The organism is Thalassospira sp. CA1 (assembly GCF_059052855.1).
The window spans coordinates 65,294-80,799 of sequence record NZ_JBZCIA010000008.1; the positions used below are offsets into that span (position 1 = coordinate 65,294).

The 15,506-nt window shown below is 55.8% G+C and carries 14 protein-coding genes; 7 read left to right on the top strand and 7 right to left on the bottom strand.

The genetic code is table 11. The features are described 5' to 3' along the window. Positions 1-11 precede the first annotated feature (11 nt). The 4 genes from AC5Q5A_RS14140 to AC5Q5A_RS14155 all read right to left on the bottom strand — a co-directional run bounded on the left by AC5Q5A_RS14140 (position 12) and on the right by AC5Q5A_RS14155 (position 3,752). Positions 12-860 carry a shikimate dehydrogenase family protein gene (locus AC5Q5A_RS14140; protein WP_493895676.1) on the bottom strand — a complete coding sequence of 283 codons (849 nt, stop codon included), beginning with the start codon at positions 858-860 and terminating at the stop codon, positions 12-14. Positions 861-871: 11 nt separating this feature from the next. Further along, positions 872-2,140: a TRAP transporter large permease gene (locus tag AC5Q5A_RS14145; RefSeq protein ID WP_493895677.1), complete on the bottom strand. Its 1,269-nt coding sequence runs from the start codon at positions 2,138-2,140 to the stop codon at positions 872-874. Further along, positions 2,137-2,619, bottom strand: a complete 483-nt coding sequence (locus AC5Q5A_RS14150; RefSeq protein ID WP_008889074.1) for a TRAP transporter small permease — start codon at positions 2,617-2,619, stop codon at positions 2,137-2,139. The genes AC5Q5A_RS14145 and AC5Q5A_RS14150 overlap by 4 nt, the downstream gene beginning before the upstream one ends. A gap of 107 nt (positions 2,620-2,726) precedes the next feature. After that, positions 2,727-3,752 (bottom strand): DctP family TRAP transporter solute-binding subunit, encoded by a 1,026-nt coding sequence (locus AC5Q5A_RS14155; protein ID WP_063085780.1) that lies wholly within the window; start codon positions 3,750-3,752, stop codon positions 2,727-2,729. Between the two features lie 454 nt (positions 3,753-4,206). Here AC5Q5A_RS14155 and AC5Q5A_RS14160 point away from each other — a divergent pair, with 454 nt between their 5' ends. From AC5Q5A_RS14160 to AC5Q5A_RS14175, 4 genes are all read left to right on the top strand, one after another. Continuing rightward, on the top strand, positions 4,207-4,941 hold the full coding sequence (locus tag AC5Q5A_RS14160) for a Crp/Fnr family transcriptional regulator (protein ID WP_008889072.1): 735 nt from the start codon (positions 4,207-4,209) through the stop codon (positions 4,939-4,941). Then, positions 4,925-6,289: an adenylate/guanylate cyclase domain-containing protein gene (locus AC5Q5A_RS14165; protein ID WP_493895678.1), complete on the top strand. Its 1,365-nt coding sequence runs from the start codon at positions 4,925-4,927 to the stop codon at positions 6,287-6,289. Before AC5Q5A_RS14160 ends, AC5Q5A_RS14165 begins: the two co-directional genes overlap by 17 nt. 116 nt (positions 6,290-6,405) lie before the next feature. Continuing rightward, complete coding sequence (gene fliW, locus AC5Q5A_RS14170; RefSeq protein WP_008889070.1) at positions 6,406-6,891, top strand: flagellar assembly protein FliW; 486 nt, start codon at positions 6,406-6,408, stop codon at positions 6,889-6,891. A 201-nt stretch (positions 6,892-7,092) separates the two neighbouring features. After that, positions 7,093-8,550 (top strand): DUF4139 domain-containing protein, encoded by a 1,458-nt coding sequence (locus AC5Q5A_RS14175; RefSeq protein ID WP_493895679.1) that lies wholly within the window; start codon positions 7,093-7,095, stop codon positions 8,548-8,550. A 61-nt stretch (positions 8,551-8,611) separates the two neighbouring features. On the opposite strand, the gene AC5Q5A_RS14180 is transcribed toward AC5Q5A_RS14175, so the two are convergent. Then, positions 8,612-9,226, bottom strand: a complete 615-nt coding sequence (locus AC5Q5A_RS14180; RefSeq protein ID WP_338176856.1) for a hypothetical protein — start codon at positions 9,224-9,226, stop codon at positions 8,612-8,614. A 179-nt stretch (positions 9,227-9,405) separates the two neighbouring features. On the opposite strand from AC5Q5A_RS14180, the gene AC5Q5A_RS14185 reads away from it, so the two are divergent. Together AC5Q5A_RS14185 and AC5Q5A_RS14190 are read left to right on the top strand one after the other, a co-directional pair. Further along, positions 9,406-9,981 (top strand): hypothetical protein, encoded by a 576-nt coding sequence (locus AC5Q5A_RS14185; protein WP_493895680.1) that lies wholly within the window; start codon positions 9,406-9,408, stop codon positions 9,979-9,981. A gap of 47 nt (positions 9,982-10,028) precedes the next feature. Continuing rightward, positions 10,029-10,985 carry a 2-hydroxyacid dehydrogenase gene (locus AC5Q5A_RS14190; RefSeq protein WP_493895681.1) on the top strand — a complete coding sequence of 319 codons (957 nt, stop codon included), beginning with the start codon at positions 10,029-10,031 and terminating at the stop codon, positions 10,983-10,985. 76 nt (positions 10,986-11,061) lie between these two features. Here the strand turns inward: AC5Q5A_RS14190 and AC5Q5A_RS14195 are convergent, their stop codons facing one another. Continuing rightward, complete coding sequence (locus AC5Q5A_RS14195; RefSeq protein ID WP_493895682.1) at positions 11,062-13,611, bottom strand: sensor histidine kinase; 2,550 nt, start codon at positions 13,609-13,611, stop codon at positions 11,062-11,064. A 273-nt stretch (positions 13,612-13,884) separates the two neighbouring features. Between AC5Q5A_RS14195 and AC5Q5A_RS14200 the strand changes: the two genes are divergently transcribed. Next, positions 13,885-15,141: an HD domain-containing protein gene (locus AC5Q5A_RS14200; RefSeq protein WP_493895683.1), complete on the top strand. Its 1,257-nt coding sequence runs from the start codon at positions 13,885-13,887 to the stop codon at positions 15,139-15,141. Positions 15,142-15,153: 12 nt separating this feature from the next. Here the strand turns inward: AC5Q5A_RS14200 and AC5Q5A_RS14205 are convergent, their stop codons facing one another. Continuing rightward, positions 15,154-15,483, bottom strand: a complete 330-nt coding sequence (locus tag AC5Q5A_RS14205; protein WP_493895684.1) for a DHCW motif cupin fold protein — start codon at positions 15,481-15,483, stop codon at positions 15,154-15,156. Positions 15,484-15,506: the final 23 nt, after the last annotated feature.

The following is a 15,506-nucleotide window of genomic DNA, read 5'->3' on the forward strand; positions in this document are numbered from 1 at the left end:
GTCTTGGTCCCCTAGCCTGTCAATGCCTCGGGATAGGCATTGAAGTATTCGTCCCTTGCAGCGTCGGCATCAATCTCTGCCCCGCTGAAAACTTCAAATGCTTCAATACCCTGAAAGAAGAAGAGTTCAAAGCCGGTCATGACGTCGATCCCCGATTTGGCCGCAGCGCGCAGGAAGGCGGTTTGCACCGGCGTATAGACCGCATCAAACGCCCATTTCTGTCCGCCAAACAGATCGGTATCAAACGGGCAGCCGGGATACTGGTTCATGCCAACCGGCGTGCAGTTGATCAAACCATCGGACGCGCGCACCGCATCAGAAAGGTCATCTTCACCGACAAAGACCGCATTGGCATCGGCCGCAACAAGGGTTGCCACCAGTTCTTCACCACGCGCGGCGTCCTTGTCATGGATCAGGATTTTGTCCGCACCAAGCCCGCGCAGACCGAACGCCGTGGCAAGGCCGACACCGCCCGCCCCCATCTGCAAAACGGTTCCCGGCTTGGCATCGCCGAACTGTTTTTGATAGCCGCGCATAAAGCCGACAAAGTCGGTGTTATCCCCACGCCAGCCATCTTCGCGGAAGACAACCGTGTTTACCGAGCCCAAGGCTTCGGGCAGGCGTTTGCGCGGGGTGATCAGTTTGCGCGCACTTGTTTTGTAAGGATGGGTCACATTGACCCCGGCATAGCCGGTTTCCGCACAGGTGGTCAGCTGCTTGATCAGGTCAAAATCCTTGATCACATCGCTGTCGAGGTAGTCGTACGTGACATCCATACCGCACATACGGCCCAGCAATACGTGCAGTCGTGCCGACTGGCTCCGCGAAATGCCTTTACCAATAAGACCGAGTTTCAACATGGACAGGTATCCTAAAATCCAAACAGATCGGGCAGGAACGTAACGATGCCCGGAACAAAGGTGATGATCAGCAACACCGCCAGTTCAACGATAAAGAACGGCATGATGGCGCGGATCATTCGGGCCATACCGACGCCCGCAATCGCATCCGCAACAAACAGACACAGTCCCATCGGCGGCGTAATCAGGCCAATCATCAGGTTAAAGATCACGATGATCCCGAAATGGGTCGGATCAATGCCAAGGCTGATCGCGATCGGATGCAGGATCGGCACCAGCACCAGCATCGCAGCAATGCCTTCAAGCACCAGACCAACCGCCAAAAGCATCAGGTTGATCAGGATCAGGAAGGTGACCGGGCTGTCGACATAGCCCAGAACGAACTTGCTGACGGTTTGCGGAATACCGGCAAAGGTCATGAACCAGTTTGCCGCCGCCACCGTTGCCATGATGATCAGGATGCTTGATGAATCGCGCATCGCACCTGCGAAAATTGCCGGCAGATCGCCCGGTTTCAGTTCCCGGAATACGAACAGGCCAACAACCAGTGCATAAAACACCGCAAAGCTTGCCGCCTCGGTCGGGGTGACGATCCCGGCCAGGATCGAGCCGATGACAAAGACCGGCATGAACAGCGGAATAAGGCCGTTCCAGATCGCCTTAAGCTTCTCGCCCATATTCATGCGTTCGCGCGGCTTGGCGTGGTTCTTGACAAAGAAGCGCACATAAACCGACAACGCAATCGCCAGCAAAACACCGGGCACAATCCCGGCAAGGAACAGGGCAGGCACCGACACATTGGTGGTGATCAGCGCATAAATAATCACCGGAATACTGGGCGGAATGATCGGGCCGATGACCGATGATGCGGCCGTCAGGGCGGCGGCAAAATCACACGGATAGCCTTCCTTTTCCATCGACGGAATAAAGATACGGCCAATCGCGGATGTATCAGCAACCGCAGAGCCCGAAAGACCGGCAAAGATCACCGAGGACCAGATATTGACCTGGGCCAGACCGGCCTTGGCATGGCCGACAAGCGCATTGGCCAGATTGATCACACGCGATGTGATGCCACTGGCATTCATCAACTCGCCGGCCAGAACAAACAGCGGAATGGCAAGAATGGTAAAGCTGTCCATCCCGGCAAAAATACGCTGCGGCAGAAGATCAATGCCAAAGGTGCCGGTACTGATATAGGCGACAATGCCAAGCGCGATTGCAAAGGCAACCGGCGCACCGATCGCAAGCAGTGCCAGAAGGGTGACGCCGGTAATCATGCTTCACCCCCGGTGGAATTCTTATTCAGACAAGATGCAAGGCGCAAAATGGCGGCAATCACCAGACAAACACCACCAACGGTGATGGCGATTTGCGCCCAATACATCTGAATGCCAATGCCCGAGGCAACAATGCCGCCGCGCTTGGCGGCAAACACATAGCCTGCATAGGCAAGAATACCACCCAGCACCAGCGTCGCGGCATCAACAATGATTGCGAGCTTGCGGCGGATGCGTGCGGGAATGGTATCAACAACAATGCTGAAAGTGATCTGGGTACCCTGCAGATAGGCATAGGCCACACCGAACATGCAGCCATAGATCATCGCGTATTTCGCGATTTCTTCGCTCCATTGCAGCGGGGAAGAAAACAGATATCGGCTGACACTGCCGGCAAAAACGACACCAAAAACAATTAGGATACTTAATCCCGAAAGTCCGGCGAGCAAACGCTTGTAAGCATTCTCGGTGCGTTGCATGGGTTCCCCCGGATCGCTCTGAAAATTATTATGCTTTTATAAGCACGGTGGCGGGAAAAAAGGGCAGGTCAGGTGCAAGGAGGAGCACCCGACCCACCAAACACCGATTACATTGAAGCTTCTGCTTCGGAAACGGCAGTTTGCAGTTTTTCGATCCATGCAGCATCGATTTCGCCCGAAAGCCATTCGATGACTGCCGGCTGAGCGGCATCACGGAACATCTTGAGCTGTTCGGCGGTCGGCGTGGTTACTTCCATGCCTTCCTCTGCCAGTTTGGCAACGCCTTCGGCAGAGTTGAACTGCTGAACCGCACGGCCAACGTTCGATGCAACACCGGCTGCGCGACGCAGAAGTGCCTGATCAGCCTCGGAAAGGTTCTGATAGATTGCTTCGTTGATCACGATGAAGTCGGTGCCATATACGTGACGGTCAAGCGTCAGGTATTTCTGCATTTCATAGAACTTGTTGGCATAGATCACGCTGATCGGGTTTTCCTGACCGTCCACCGTGCCAGTGGTCAGTGCGGTCGGAACTTCCGGCCACGGAATCGGGGTCGGTTCGCCACCAAGTGCCTTGACCATTTCCACGAACAGCGGAACGGTCATGACGCGAATTTTCAAGCCTTCCATGTCTTTGGGCTCGGAAATTGCGCGCTGGGAGTTGGTGAAGTTACGGAAACCGGTTTCACCATAGGCCAGCGTACGCAGACCGGTTTTTTCCAGGCAGTGCGCGGCAAGTTCCTTGCCGAAATCACCATCCAGAACGTTCCAGGCAACGTTGGCATTCGGGAAAACATAAGGGATATCAAGAACGGCTGCCTCAGGGCAGACCTTGGAGAACGGACCCGATACCATCGACATGGCAAGCGTACCGTCCTGGGTATTCTGCAGCAGATCGGTTTCACCGCCCAGCGCACCGGCCGGGAACAGAGCGACCTCAATACGGCCAGCCGATTCTGCTTCGACAATGTTTTTAAAGACCTGTGACGCTGCACCTTTTTTCGAGGTGGTCCACTCTGCCGGGTCAACATGGGCAAAGTTCAGGGTCACGTCGGCTGCCTGCGCATTAAAACCAAATGACGCGGCGACCATTGAAGCGGCGCCAAACAAGGCACCTTTGGAAATCATCTTCATTTCTTCCTCCCGATATAAAACGACATCCGCGGACCGTGGTTGCTTTTGACACTCTTGTTCTTGGGCGGTCCCTGTTCGGAATTAGGATAATTTAAAAAACATAGGAGATTTTGTCAAATGTTCTATATTTTACCTGTAAGCCGCGTAAAATAAGGCCTTCGGACCCATTCGGATCGTTGCCGTTTTCTGCGACCAATCCCGATTTCCCCGTCAAATTCCTGCCAAAAAGCGATGCTTTAACATCTATAAGCTTGGGGGAGAGCTGTCTGAATTTCAAACCAGTGACATCAAAAAACCTTGTCGCATCACAAGCATTCCAGTGACTTGGCAACAGATGCAATGGCCAGATGCCAATTGCAAAACAGCTTGCTGTAAAGCAGGATATTTGTGCTACTTTGGCATTCGAATTCTGCGATTCGCCCGCTGAAACGAAACCATTTTCAAAGTGAACCCCGTGAACAGTGTAACCGGCCCAAAATCACCGCAACTTGCGAAGATTGCTTCGCGCATTCTGGCAGGCAGCTTCCTGTTTGAGGATCTGGACCCCGAACTGTTGGAGCAACTGTCAAACCAGGCGACTGTGCGCCGGTTCGATGATGGTCAGTTGCTGTTTGAAAAGGGCGCACCGGCAGACGGGCTTTATGCGGTCGAGGCCGGCAAGGTTCGCATTTCATCGGTTTCGGAAACCGGCAAGGAAATCGTGCTTAACGTTCTGGCGCCCGGTGCGGTATTTGGCGAGATCGCATTGCTGGATGGTGAACCGCGCACGGCGACCGCACGGGCGGTTGGCCCGACCCGGACACTTTTCATTTCGCGCGATGACTTCTTTGAAATCTTTGACCGCGAAGCCCCGCTGCGCCGTCACATCACCGCCCTTTTGTGCCGTCGCCTGCGTTGGGTCAGTGACCTGCTTGAAGATGCCAACTTCCTTGATCTGACCGCACGTCTGATCAAGCGTATCTTGTGGCTGGCTGAACGTCATGGCGGCCCGGACCCGGAAGGCATTCGCATTGCCCTTCCGCTGTCGCAGCAGGAATTGGGCCTGATGCTGGGTGTGACCCGTGAAGCGGTGAACAAGAAGCTGCGCGAACTTGAAAAACAGGGGATGATCACGCGCCGTGATGGTCGACTGGTCGTCAAGGACAGCGAAGGGCTGAAACAACTTCTTGCTGATGCCGTCAAAAACTGAGCCTTCCGAGTCAATTTTTGAACGCCTTGTCGCCCGCGAAGAAAAGCGCGGGCTGATCCTTGTTGCCTTCTTACGCATCTGCCTTCTGGCGTTCATCCTGCTTTTGTTTAGCAAACCTGATTCGCCAACCGGCAAGCTTTACACATTGCTTGAGGTTCTCGGCTGGTTCATTCCCGGCGTGTTCGTTCAGCTTTTCGTCGCCTTTCGGGGCGGTAAATCATACTGGATGATCTATCTGCTGGCGGTGATTGATGCCGTTCTGATTGTCTATGTCTCGGTTGTGCCCGATCCGCTTAATCCGTTGCTGGATCATCCGGCATGGCTGTATGGCTTTGTCGTGCGTGACCGTGGCGTGGTCTTTTCGATGATCATGATGGCAATCATCATCATGACCTTTTCGCCGCGCCTGATCCTGTGGTTCGGCTTCTGGCTGTTTGCGTCATGGTGTGGGGCGATCTGGTGGCTGATGACCCGGCCCGGTGTGATCGTTTCCCAGCATTTCGGCGATGAATGGAACCCCAGCCAGCAAGAAATCATCGATACCTATAACCTGCCGGAATTTGTCGATATCTCGGCCCTTGCCGAACAGGTGATCATTGTCATCGTCTTTACATTGGCCTGTGCAGTGATGGTTTCGCGTTTGCGGGTCCTTATCAACCAGTCCGCCGCGTCCGAGCGCGCGCATGGCAATCTGGCACGATATTTCCCGACCGCCCTTGCCGATCAGTTGGCCGATCGTGATGAACCGATCCGTGTGGGTGAACGCCGCGAATGCGTTATTCTGTTTGCCGATGTTATTGGCTTTTCACGCTTTGCCGAGAAACGCGATCCGCAGGAAGTCATGCGGTTCCTCAACCAGTTCCATCACATCGCAACATCGCAAATTGGTGCCTATGGCGGCATTGTTGAAAAATATATCGGTGATGCGGTGATGGCGAGTTTCGCGGCCTTCGACGATCTTGAAAACCCGGCGTCCAATGCATTTTGTGCCGCACAGGCAATCATCGCCCAGGTCGCCGAATGGCAGGCCCGGGCCCCGGCAAATGGCGGCGAACCGCTTGAAATCGGGGTTGGACTTAATTTCGGCCCGGCCGTTGTCGGGGATATCGGCCAACGCGAGGCGGTGACACCCGCCGTCATCGGGGCGACGGTCAACCTTGCCGCCCGCCTTGAAAAGGCAACCCGCGAACTTGGCAGCGATACGGTGATGAGCGAACAATTCGCCAACCGCCTGCGCAAGGAAGCCCCGGTCGCCGGACCGATCCTTCTTGCCCGTTATGCACAAACGCAAACAATTCAGGTCAAAGGGTTTAGTGAACCTGTCGGGGTCCGCTTTAACGGCTGCTAAATAAACTGCTAATAGAATGTCTTCTGGTCTGCCAAGCCCTTGAATATCCGGCAAACCAATCCAAAGTGCTTTGATATTTCTGGTGCAGCATGAAAACGGATCAGCAGGAGGACGCGATGGCGACCGAAAAAGGCGCAAACCCGACGGCCAAGGGGCCCGTCCCGTCCGCCGTAAAACTGACCACCCTGTTTGGCGAACGCGAATTCGCCTGGGACAAGGCCATTTACTTCCCGGCCGGGCTTAAGGGCTTTCCTGATCATAACGTCTTTGCGCTGGCCAGCTTCCCGGGTGAAAGCGGTAATGCGTTTCTATTGATGCAATGCCTGACCGAACCGGAACTGGCCTTTATCGTTGCGCCCTATAATCTTGAAAGCGATACGATCCGGCCCGAACACCTTGAACAGGGCTTTGGCATTCACGGGATCAAAAAGGAAGACGGCGCGGTGTTGCTGATTGTGACCCTGCATAAGCCCGATGACGGCCCCGTGAGCATGTCGGTCAATCTGCGCGCGCCGATCATTATTGATACCGCGCGTCAGGCAGCCTACCAGCATCACCTGCCCGAGGTCGGCGGATATTCCTTCCACCACGTTCTGAGCTAAGCATAAGCTCCTTCGTCAGTTCCTGACTTTTACTGCGCATAGAATTGCGCCGGCCAACACTTGCCTGCGTTGGCACAACGTGTTTATGCGTCTTGCCTGAAATTATCCCTGCATGTCCTTGATCCTGCCATCTTTTCACGCAAAGGTGGCAATCAGAGCAAATTGCATAGCCCCACTTCATCATGACAAAAGGGATCGGGAATGACAGCAGCATTGCGCAATCGTTTTGCACTCGCCGCCTTGTTGGGATCAGCGGTATTTTTCGGACCGGATGCTGAGCCTGCCCGCGCGCAAAGCCCGTCCGTTGGACTATCAGCCGACAACCGCACCAGCCTGCAGCTGACGGTTTATCCCGGCAACCTGTCGCTGATTACCGAAAAACGCGATGCGGCCATTCCCGCAGGCCAAAGCACGCTTCGCATTGATGGCCTGCCCCAGACCATCATGAATGACTCCTTTCTGCTGGGTACTGCCAAGGATGCCGATCTTGTCTGGACGTCCTTGCGCAATCGCGGCAACGGATCAAACGCCATCGACGACCTTGTGCGCGATCAGATCGGCAAGACCGTCACCATTCGCCGGGACGACGACCTGATTGAAGGAACCCTTGTCGCGATAAGCCATGTTGCCCTGATTGAAACCGATGCAGGTTTGGAACAGGTGCCGCTTGATCAGGTGATTGTTTCCGAACTGCCCGATGGTTTTACCACCAGCCCGACCCTTGATGCGGATATCGCGACCGGTAGCGCGCTTGATCACGTATCGATGGCCTATCTTCTGGGCGGGATCGGTTGGAACACGTCCTATACCGCCTATTATGACCGTGCAGAAAACAGCCTGAAACTGACAGCAATCGCCAAGGTCATGAACGGATCAGGCAGCGATTATGACAATGCGTCCCTGCGTCTGGTCGCCGGTGACCCCAACCGGGTGCAGCAGCCCCCGATGGCCAAGGCCGCACGCACCGAAATGATGATGTCGGCGATGGCCGATGGCGCTGCACCTTCTGCTGGCGCGCCGGACCGGGCAAGTTTTGAAAACCTGCATGTTTACGGCCCGTTTGACGGCCTTTCGATGCAGGATGGCGATACGGTGATTTTACCGCTGCTTGATCCACAGGTCCTGCCGGTCAAACGCCATGCAATCTTCCAGGCATCAAGCAGCGTCTATAACATTGCGCAAAATGACACCAACGATTTCGTCCGTCCGGATCTTGAAATCGACATCACCAACGAAGGCGGCAAAGACGCCAAAAGCCCGTGGCCGGATGGCATTGTGCGCATCTATGCCCAAACCCCGGCAGGCGATACCGGCTATCTTTCCGAAGACATGATTTCGCTGACTCCGGTTGGCCGTGATGCGACGCTTCGTCTGGGCAAGGCCAGCGACCTGAACGGCACGCGAAATGTTACCTCGTTTGACCGCAAGGCGCGCCCGAACCTGCCAGACGCGATTAAGGCCGATCTGAAATGGACCATCCGCAATACCAGTGACCGCGTCGAAACTGTCACCGTCCGGGAAGACCTGCCAACGGATTGGAAAGTGACAGCCGAAAGCCACAAGCACGAACGCGACCAACCCGGCCAGATCAGCTGGGACATCGAAGTTCCGGCAAATGGTGAAGTGACATTGACCTGGTCGGTGGCAAGCACCCGCTGATCAATCAATCCATGAATTGAAACGGCCACAGGGAAACTTCCCTGTGGCCGTTTTTCTTTGCTCAGGACTTGCCGCGCGCAGAGTAAAACGCCTTGGCCAGCGGCAACAAAACATTGGCATCGGGCAACTGACCCGTCCGGTTGCACAGATCGGCATAGATACAGATCAGCTTGGTCAAAAGGACAAACGCATCCTGATTGCGCATCCCGGCAAAGGCGCCCAGCACTTTGACCGCATCGCAGGCCGCATCGCGCGCCAGATCAAGCTTGCCCGCCCCTTGCAGGGCCAGAACAAGCGCGGCCAATGAATAGCCAAGATCCAGCCGTTCCTTGTCATCCTTGCGCCCGACGCAATTGCGCAAGCGATCCTGGCGCAGTTCGACGGCCTGACAGGCAGCATCCACCGCCCAGTCCCATTCACCGGCCTCAATCTCAAGCGCGGCCCGGTTATTAAGGCTTAGCGCCAGCCCCGCCACCGCCGCATCACGGGCCGTCGGCAAATGCAGCGCGAAAATCGCATCGGCGGCATCAAACAGCGCCAATGCTTCTTCGCGCTGATCGGGCCTGTGGTTGCTGGCCATTTCAAGATAAAGCCGCGCGACCGCCAGCGAGTTGGGATCGGTTTTTTCAAGATAGGACAAGCGCAACGCATATTCTTCGTCCGTATTGTCCGTCATCCTGATCCCGCCACCTCGTTTTGCCGTCTCAAGGGCCCGATGACCCGTGCAAGAAAAAGACGTTTGGCAACCCCACCTTGTGAAGGACGGGCAATCAGCGATAAGCTGTTTCCCTCGGTCTGGCAGGCTGCTAGACAATCAGGATCAGATTTGCCCCAAAATCCGGAAAATTGCCCCAGATGAGTACATCCAGCGAAACCCTGCGCGCCCTTTACGGCACATGGCGTCTTGCCCGTGGCGATACCCAGGGTCTTGGCTTTTTTAATTTTTCGATCGAGGGATTCTGGCGTTCGTTTCTGGCGGCAGTGATTGTGTTTCCGGCCTTTGCGATGTTGCGCTGGAACGATATTTTTGATGCGCCGGACGACTTCCCGGCAATGCGTTACATGCTGGTCGAAGTCATTGCCTATGTCATCAAATGGGTCGCCTTTCCGCTGATCATGTTCCATGTCATCCCGATGCTGGGCCGTGCCGAACGCTATATCGCGTTTATCACGGTCTATAACTGGGCAAGTGTGTTACAGATGGGGCTGTATCTGGCGGCCTTGATGCTGGGGGTGTTGTTCCCGTCGCTGGGTGCTGGTGGCTTTGTCTTTATCGCGGTGATCGCAACGTTGGTGTATGGCGTCTATATCGCCAAGCTGACCCTGTCGGTCCCGATCCCGACGGCAAGCACCATTGTTCTGGCCGACTTCCTGTTGTCGCTGGTGATCACATCAATCGGTATCCGTCTGGCCGTCGGGCAGCTATTCTAGAACAATTGAAAACTTAAAAACAAAATCGCTTCAGGGAGAAACCCATCATGAAACCTGTTCTTGCCGTCACCCGCCGATTGCCCGATGCCGTCGCCAAGCGTGCGGCTGAAAGTTACGACATCCGCACCCAGGAAGATGACGATCCCCTGACCCGGGCTGAAATCCTGGCCCTGTGTCATGGCGCGGATGCGGCTCTTGTTTCGGTGGGCGATCCGATTGATGCCGAATTTTTCGATCATCTTTCCGACAGTGTGAAAATCATCGCCACCTTCTCGGTCGGGACCGATCATATTGATCTGGCAGCCGCCAGGAAAAAGGGCGTGATCATTGGCAATACCCCGGGGGTTCTGACCGATGCCACCGCCGATATTGCCTGGCTTTTGATCCTTGGGGCCGCACGTCGTGCCAGCGAGGGGGAGGCCGAAGTCCGCAACGCCACCTGGTCAAGCTGGCGTCCGACCCATCTGATGGGCACACAAGTCACAGGCAAGAAACTGGGCATCGTTGGCATGGGCCGCATTGGTCAGGCGGTTGCCAAACGCGCACGCGGGTTTGACATGGATATCCATTATTACAACCGCCGCCAATTGCCCGCCGACCAGGAAATGGGGGCGACCTATCACGACAGTATCGAGGGCCTTTTGCCCCATTGTGATTTCCTGTCGCTGCATTGCCCGTCAACGCCCGAAACACGCGGCATGGTCAATCAAGACTTCATTGCCAAGCTGCCCGACGGTGCGATCATCGTGAACACCGCGCGCGGCGATGTCGTCAATGATCAGGACCTGATTGCCGCCCTGAAATCGGGCAAACTCACCGCGGCGGGCCTCGATGTATTTGCCGGGGAGCCGAATATCGAACCGGCCTATCGCGACCTTGCCAATACTTTCCTGCTGCCGCATCTGGGATCGGCGACTGTTGAAACCCGCAACGCCATGGGCTTCCGCGCACTTGATAACATCGATGCGTATGTTGCCGGCAAGGACGTGCCGTTTACGGTCTGATCAATCATGATCACCCCAGCAAAGCAAAAGGCGCCAATCGGCGCCTTTTTCGTATTTGTTTGACGGGTATGTGGCCTTAGCCGAGATCGCTTTCTTCACCCGCGGGCAGGATACAGGCGATCTTGCGACCATCGCGGCTGATCTTCACACGTCCACCATGGATTTCGACCACCGCGCGGACCATCGCCATGCCAAGGGCCCTGCGGGCCGACGGGGACTCGCCATCGCGCAGGCCCTCAAACAGCATCGGTTGCGGGGCTTCGTCCGACAGAGATATCGAGATTTCGATATCCTCGCCACTGCGCTTTGCGACCACGGAAACTTCGCTGCCTTCGGGTGCTGTGCGCAGCACGTTGGTCACCAGAATGAACAAGGCCTGTTTCAGGCGGCGTTCATCGGCCACCATCCAGCCAATCTGGCGCGAACAATAAAGGCGCAGCGAGACGTTAAGTTCGGCCAAACGCGCCCGTGTCAGTGCTTCGAGTGAGCGCAGCAAACGTCTTGGATCAACCGTATCAAGTTCAAGTGCTACCTGCCCCGACCCAAGGGTTGCCAGATCGCGCATGTCATCAACCAGCGCCAGCATGCTCTGCGCCTCGGTCCGGATGGTTTCAACCGAGCGTGCTACATTGCCGGTCAGGTGCGGGATCAATCGATCAGACTCGCCATTGATGTGATCGAGCGGCTTGGTCAGTTCGCGCGATACGGTGGAAATGAAGTCCGACTTCATCTGGTCGGCGGTGCGCAGTGCCTCGTTGCGTTCACGCAGCGCACGTTCGACCCGGATGGTATCCGTCACATCAATATAGGACATCATCACCGCCCCGTCGGGCAGCGGCACAATGGCAAAATCAACAATCGAATTATCGGCGCGTTCCAACCGGCCATTCATCGGTTCATGGTTGGTGATCCGCGCGACCATGCGGTTTTTGAACTTTTCCCAGTCATCGCGTTCGCGCCAGTAATCCTTGGATTTCTCGACCACATCGCCCAGATGCGGCGCGACATCAAGGAAGGTGCTTTCAAGGCCCCAAAGATCGGCAAAGCCATGGTTATAAAGCCGCAACCGCCCATCGCCACTGATCACGCCGACCGCCTCATGCAGGCTTTCAAGCGTTTCGCGCTGAACCGCGATCAGGGTGTTATACGAACTTTCCAGAACCAGCTTGTCGGTGACATCTTCATAAACAAACATCAGCCCGCCAAACGGATGGGGCGAGATAAAACGACGCAACGTCATGCCATTTGGCAGATGCATCAGGTCTTCTTCGGGTTTCAGAAGGTCCGTGAAACGCTGGTTCTCGGTATTGCGGAACTGGGCGAAATCGGTGACTTCGGGCAATTTGCGTTCATCGCGCAGACGCCGCAAAACATCATCATGGGTCGGCTCGGTCCAGAGCCATTCATCATCAAGATCCCAAAGCTTGGTAAACGCGGTGTTAAAGAAAATAAGCCCCTTGTCGCCGCCATAAACCGCAATCGCCGTACCCAGGTTTTCAAGCACCTCGGCATGGGCGCGGATATGGCGCGACAGATCGGACTGCAATTCTTCGACCGGGGTGCAATCAATCGCAAAACCGATCAGGCCGTCGGGCTCGTCCGCCGCCCCGCCCGGCATTTCGGTAATGCGCAGCAATTTGCGGTCGCCCCGAATAACAACATGGAAATCGCGGGTCAGGCTTTCATTATTGCGCTGAACCGATGCCGCCAGCGACCGCCCGTGATCGGGGATCACCCCCGCACCAATTTCGGCCTGTGCCGCCAGGGCATCCTCAATCGTTTGGTATTCGACCGCATCGGCATAGGCGATGTTGCAATCAATCAGGCGCAGTTCGCTATCGCGGCGCCAGACCGGGAAGGGCAGGCTATCAAGCAACTGCCGCAGGCCCGATACTTCATGTTTAAGCAGCTGAAAATCGCCAAACTGGTTTTCGCGTTCGCGCGAATGGCGGGTTTCATCGCGGAACCACAAACCATGCGCCAGAACGTCCGATGACCGGTCCTTGCGCGCGGCCATGCCGGTCACGTGGAATTTGCGCTCATCGACGGTGGTGATCCACAGCTCGAACCGGTCATGCCCGGTTTTCAGGTTGCGCACCCGTTCCTTGAGTGCTGCGGCATCTTCATCGCGCAACAGATCCAGCAGATCGGGAAAGCGTCCATCCTGACCCAGTTGGAAGGCGCGCTTAAGGGATGGACTGGCCCCCTCGGCAAAGCCATGGCGGCTCCAATAGTAAACCGGGTCAGGTCCGGCAAATAAAAGCTGTGTGAAAAGCTCTGTCTCGCCAGCCAGTTCGTGTTCGTGATCTTCGACTTCCTCGAGGTGACGACGCATGCGCAGAGACAGCCGCCAACCGACCCAACCGGCAATCGCCGCGCCACCAACGGCAGCCAAGCCAACCACCAGCCAGTCGCGGTCACTCAGACCCGCCAGGCTTCCGAAAATCGTCGCGCCAATGCCATCGGCCTGGGCCGCTGCGGGAGTCGCGCCTTCCGCTGCATTGGTTGTGGTATTGAGGCGAAATTTTTCCTGGGCCTGCACAGTTACTGACAGACCAAACGTGGCAACCATCGCGCCCGCGCCGCGCCAGAAGGCCGGGCGCGCCAAATCAGACAGTCTGCGCATGATCGCCACTGTCTTTTTGCCTGCGCAAAGCTGTGTGGATGCCTGTTCGGATGCTCGCCGTGTCACGTGTTGTTAACCGTTTGTGTTTATGAGCTATTATTATGGTGAAAACGCCGTGCTTTTACCACCGTTTCACATCATTACGGCAACAGGCTTGTCTGGTGGCGTATTTCATGGCGAAATCTTCGGGTCAAAACTCATTCACATGGCCAGTGATTCCGTTTATGTCTGCGGGACACACATTCTCAACTGAGCGCATCAACCATTCCTAAAATGAGCCCAAAACCGCAGCTAGACCTTTTTGCCCAGCGCGCAGAGCCCAAGCAGGCCGCGCCACAAAAGGACTCTGCCGTGCTCAAGGCGGCGGCAAAACCGGCACCCGAAATTGGCGATCTGTTTGATACCAATTTCAATGCCGATGACATCGCCGAATGGGAACTGCTGTTTCGCGATGTGCCGCAATATAACTATCATTTCAAACGCGCCCAGATCGCCTCGGCGTTTGACCGGCCCTTGCACAAGAAACTGATCGCCTCCCCCGCCTTTGAACGGTTGCGCGAAATCTCGTTTCTCGGTGCCATTGATTATCTGTTCCACCCCAACGGACGCCCGGCCAATATCCGTCATTCGCGCTATGACCACACGATTGGCGTCGCATTGCTGTCGCAACGCTATTGCCGCTTGATGGGGCTATCGGAGGCCGATTGCGACCTTTTGGGTGCCGCCGCCCTGTTGCATGATATCGGCCATGGCCCGTTTTCCCATACGCTGGAACCGGAATTTGCAAGGCGGTTTAACCGCAACCACCATCAATTGACCAACCAGATCATCACCGGCGAGGTGGATCTTGATCTGTCGGTTAATCATCTGCTGGTCAAACATGGTGTGGACCCGGATGAAGTGATCGCGCTTTTGTCCAAGAAGTCCGATCATCCGCATGCGGCGCTGTTTTCCGGCCCGGTGAATATCGACACGCTTGAGGGCATTAGCCGCACCAAGACGTATGTCCATCCCAACCATGTGCATTGCCATCCGCGCCTGTTGCTTGAGGCGGCAGTAAAACTCGATGCAGATTCGCTGAAACGTCTCGATAAATTCTGGCAGTTGAAAGAAGACATCTATCGCAATTTCATCTTTGGTCCGATGTGCTTTGCCACCGACCATCTGTGCCGCGAATTTGTTGTCAAGAATGCGCCGGACTTTGCCGCCGATGACTTCCTGCTGACCGAAAAGGCGTTCTTGAACAGCCACCCGCCGTTCAAGAAGTTCCTGCATAGTCTCAAAAACCGGATCGAGCTTGATGGCGTTGCCGATGTTGTCGATCATCAACTCAGCGCATCTGCCAGCAGCTTTGACCTGCACGAAGCCAAGGTGCCGCGGCGTGAATTTCACATCAATACCGATGTCGAGGTGCGCTGCTTTGCCGATCTGTCCAAACGCTATTACGAGGAAAAGCATTCCTTCCTGCGGCGTGTCGGCAGCCTGACCGATCCGGCCCAGCAAGCCGCCGCCGCCAGCCTGTTTGATTAAGGCAGAACCTTTTTAATCAACGACAAAAAGGGTCGCGCCGGTTTCGGTTGAGGAACGATGGGCCTCTGCGTTGTCTGCCACCTGATAGCTCATACCCGGTTTCAGAACATAGGTCCGGCCATCCTCAAGCTCGGTCACCAGTTCGCCTTCAAGACACAATAAAATGTGCCCCTTGGAACACCAGTGATCTGCCAGATACCCGGGGGTATATTGCACCATCCGCACACGGATCGGGCCAAAGTGGCGGGTACGCCAGGTCGCCATGCCGGTTTCACCGGCGTGTTCGGTCGGTTCAATCGCAGACCAGTCGGTTGTACCGAACGGCAGATCGGAAATGTCCATGATGGGAAAACTTTCGTGGTCAA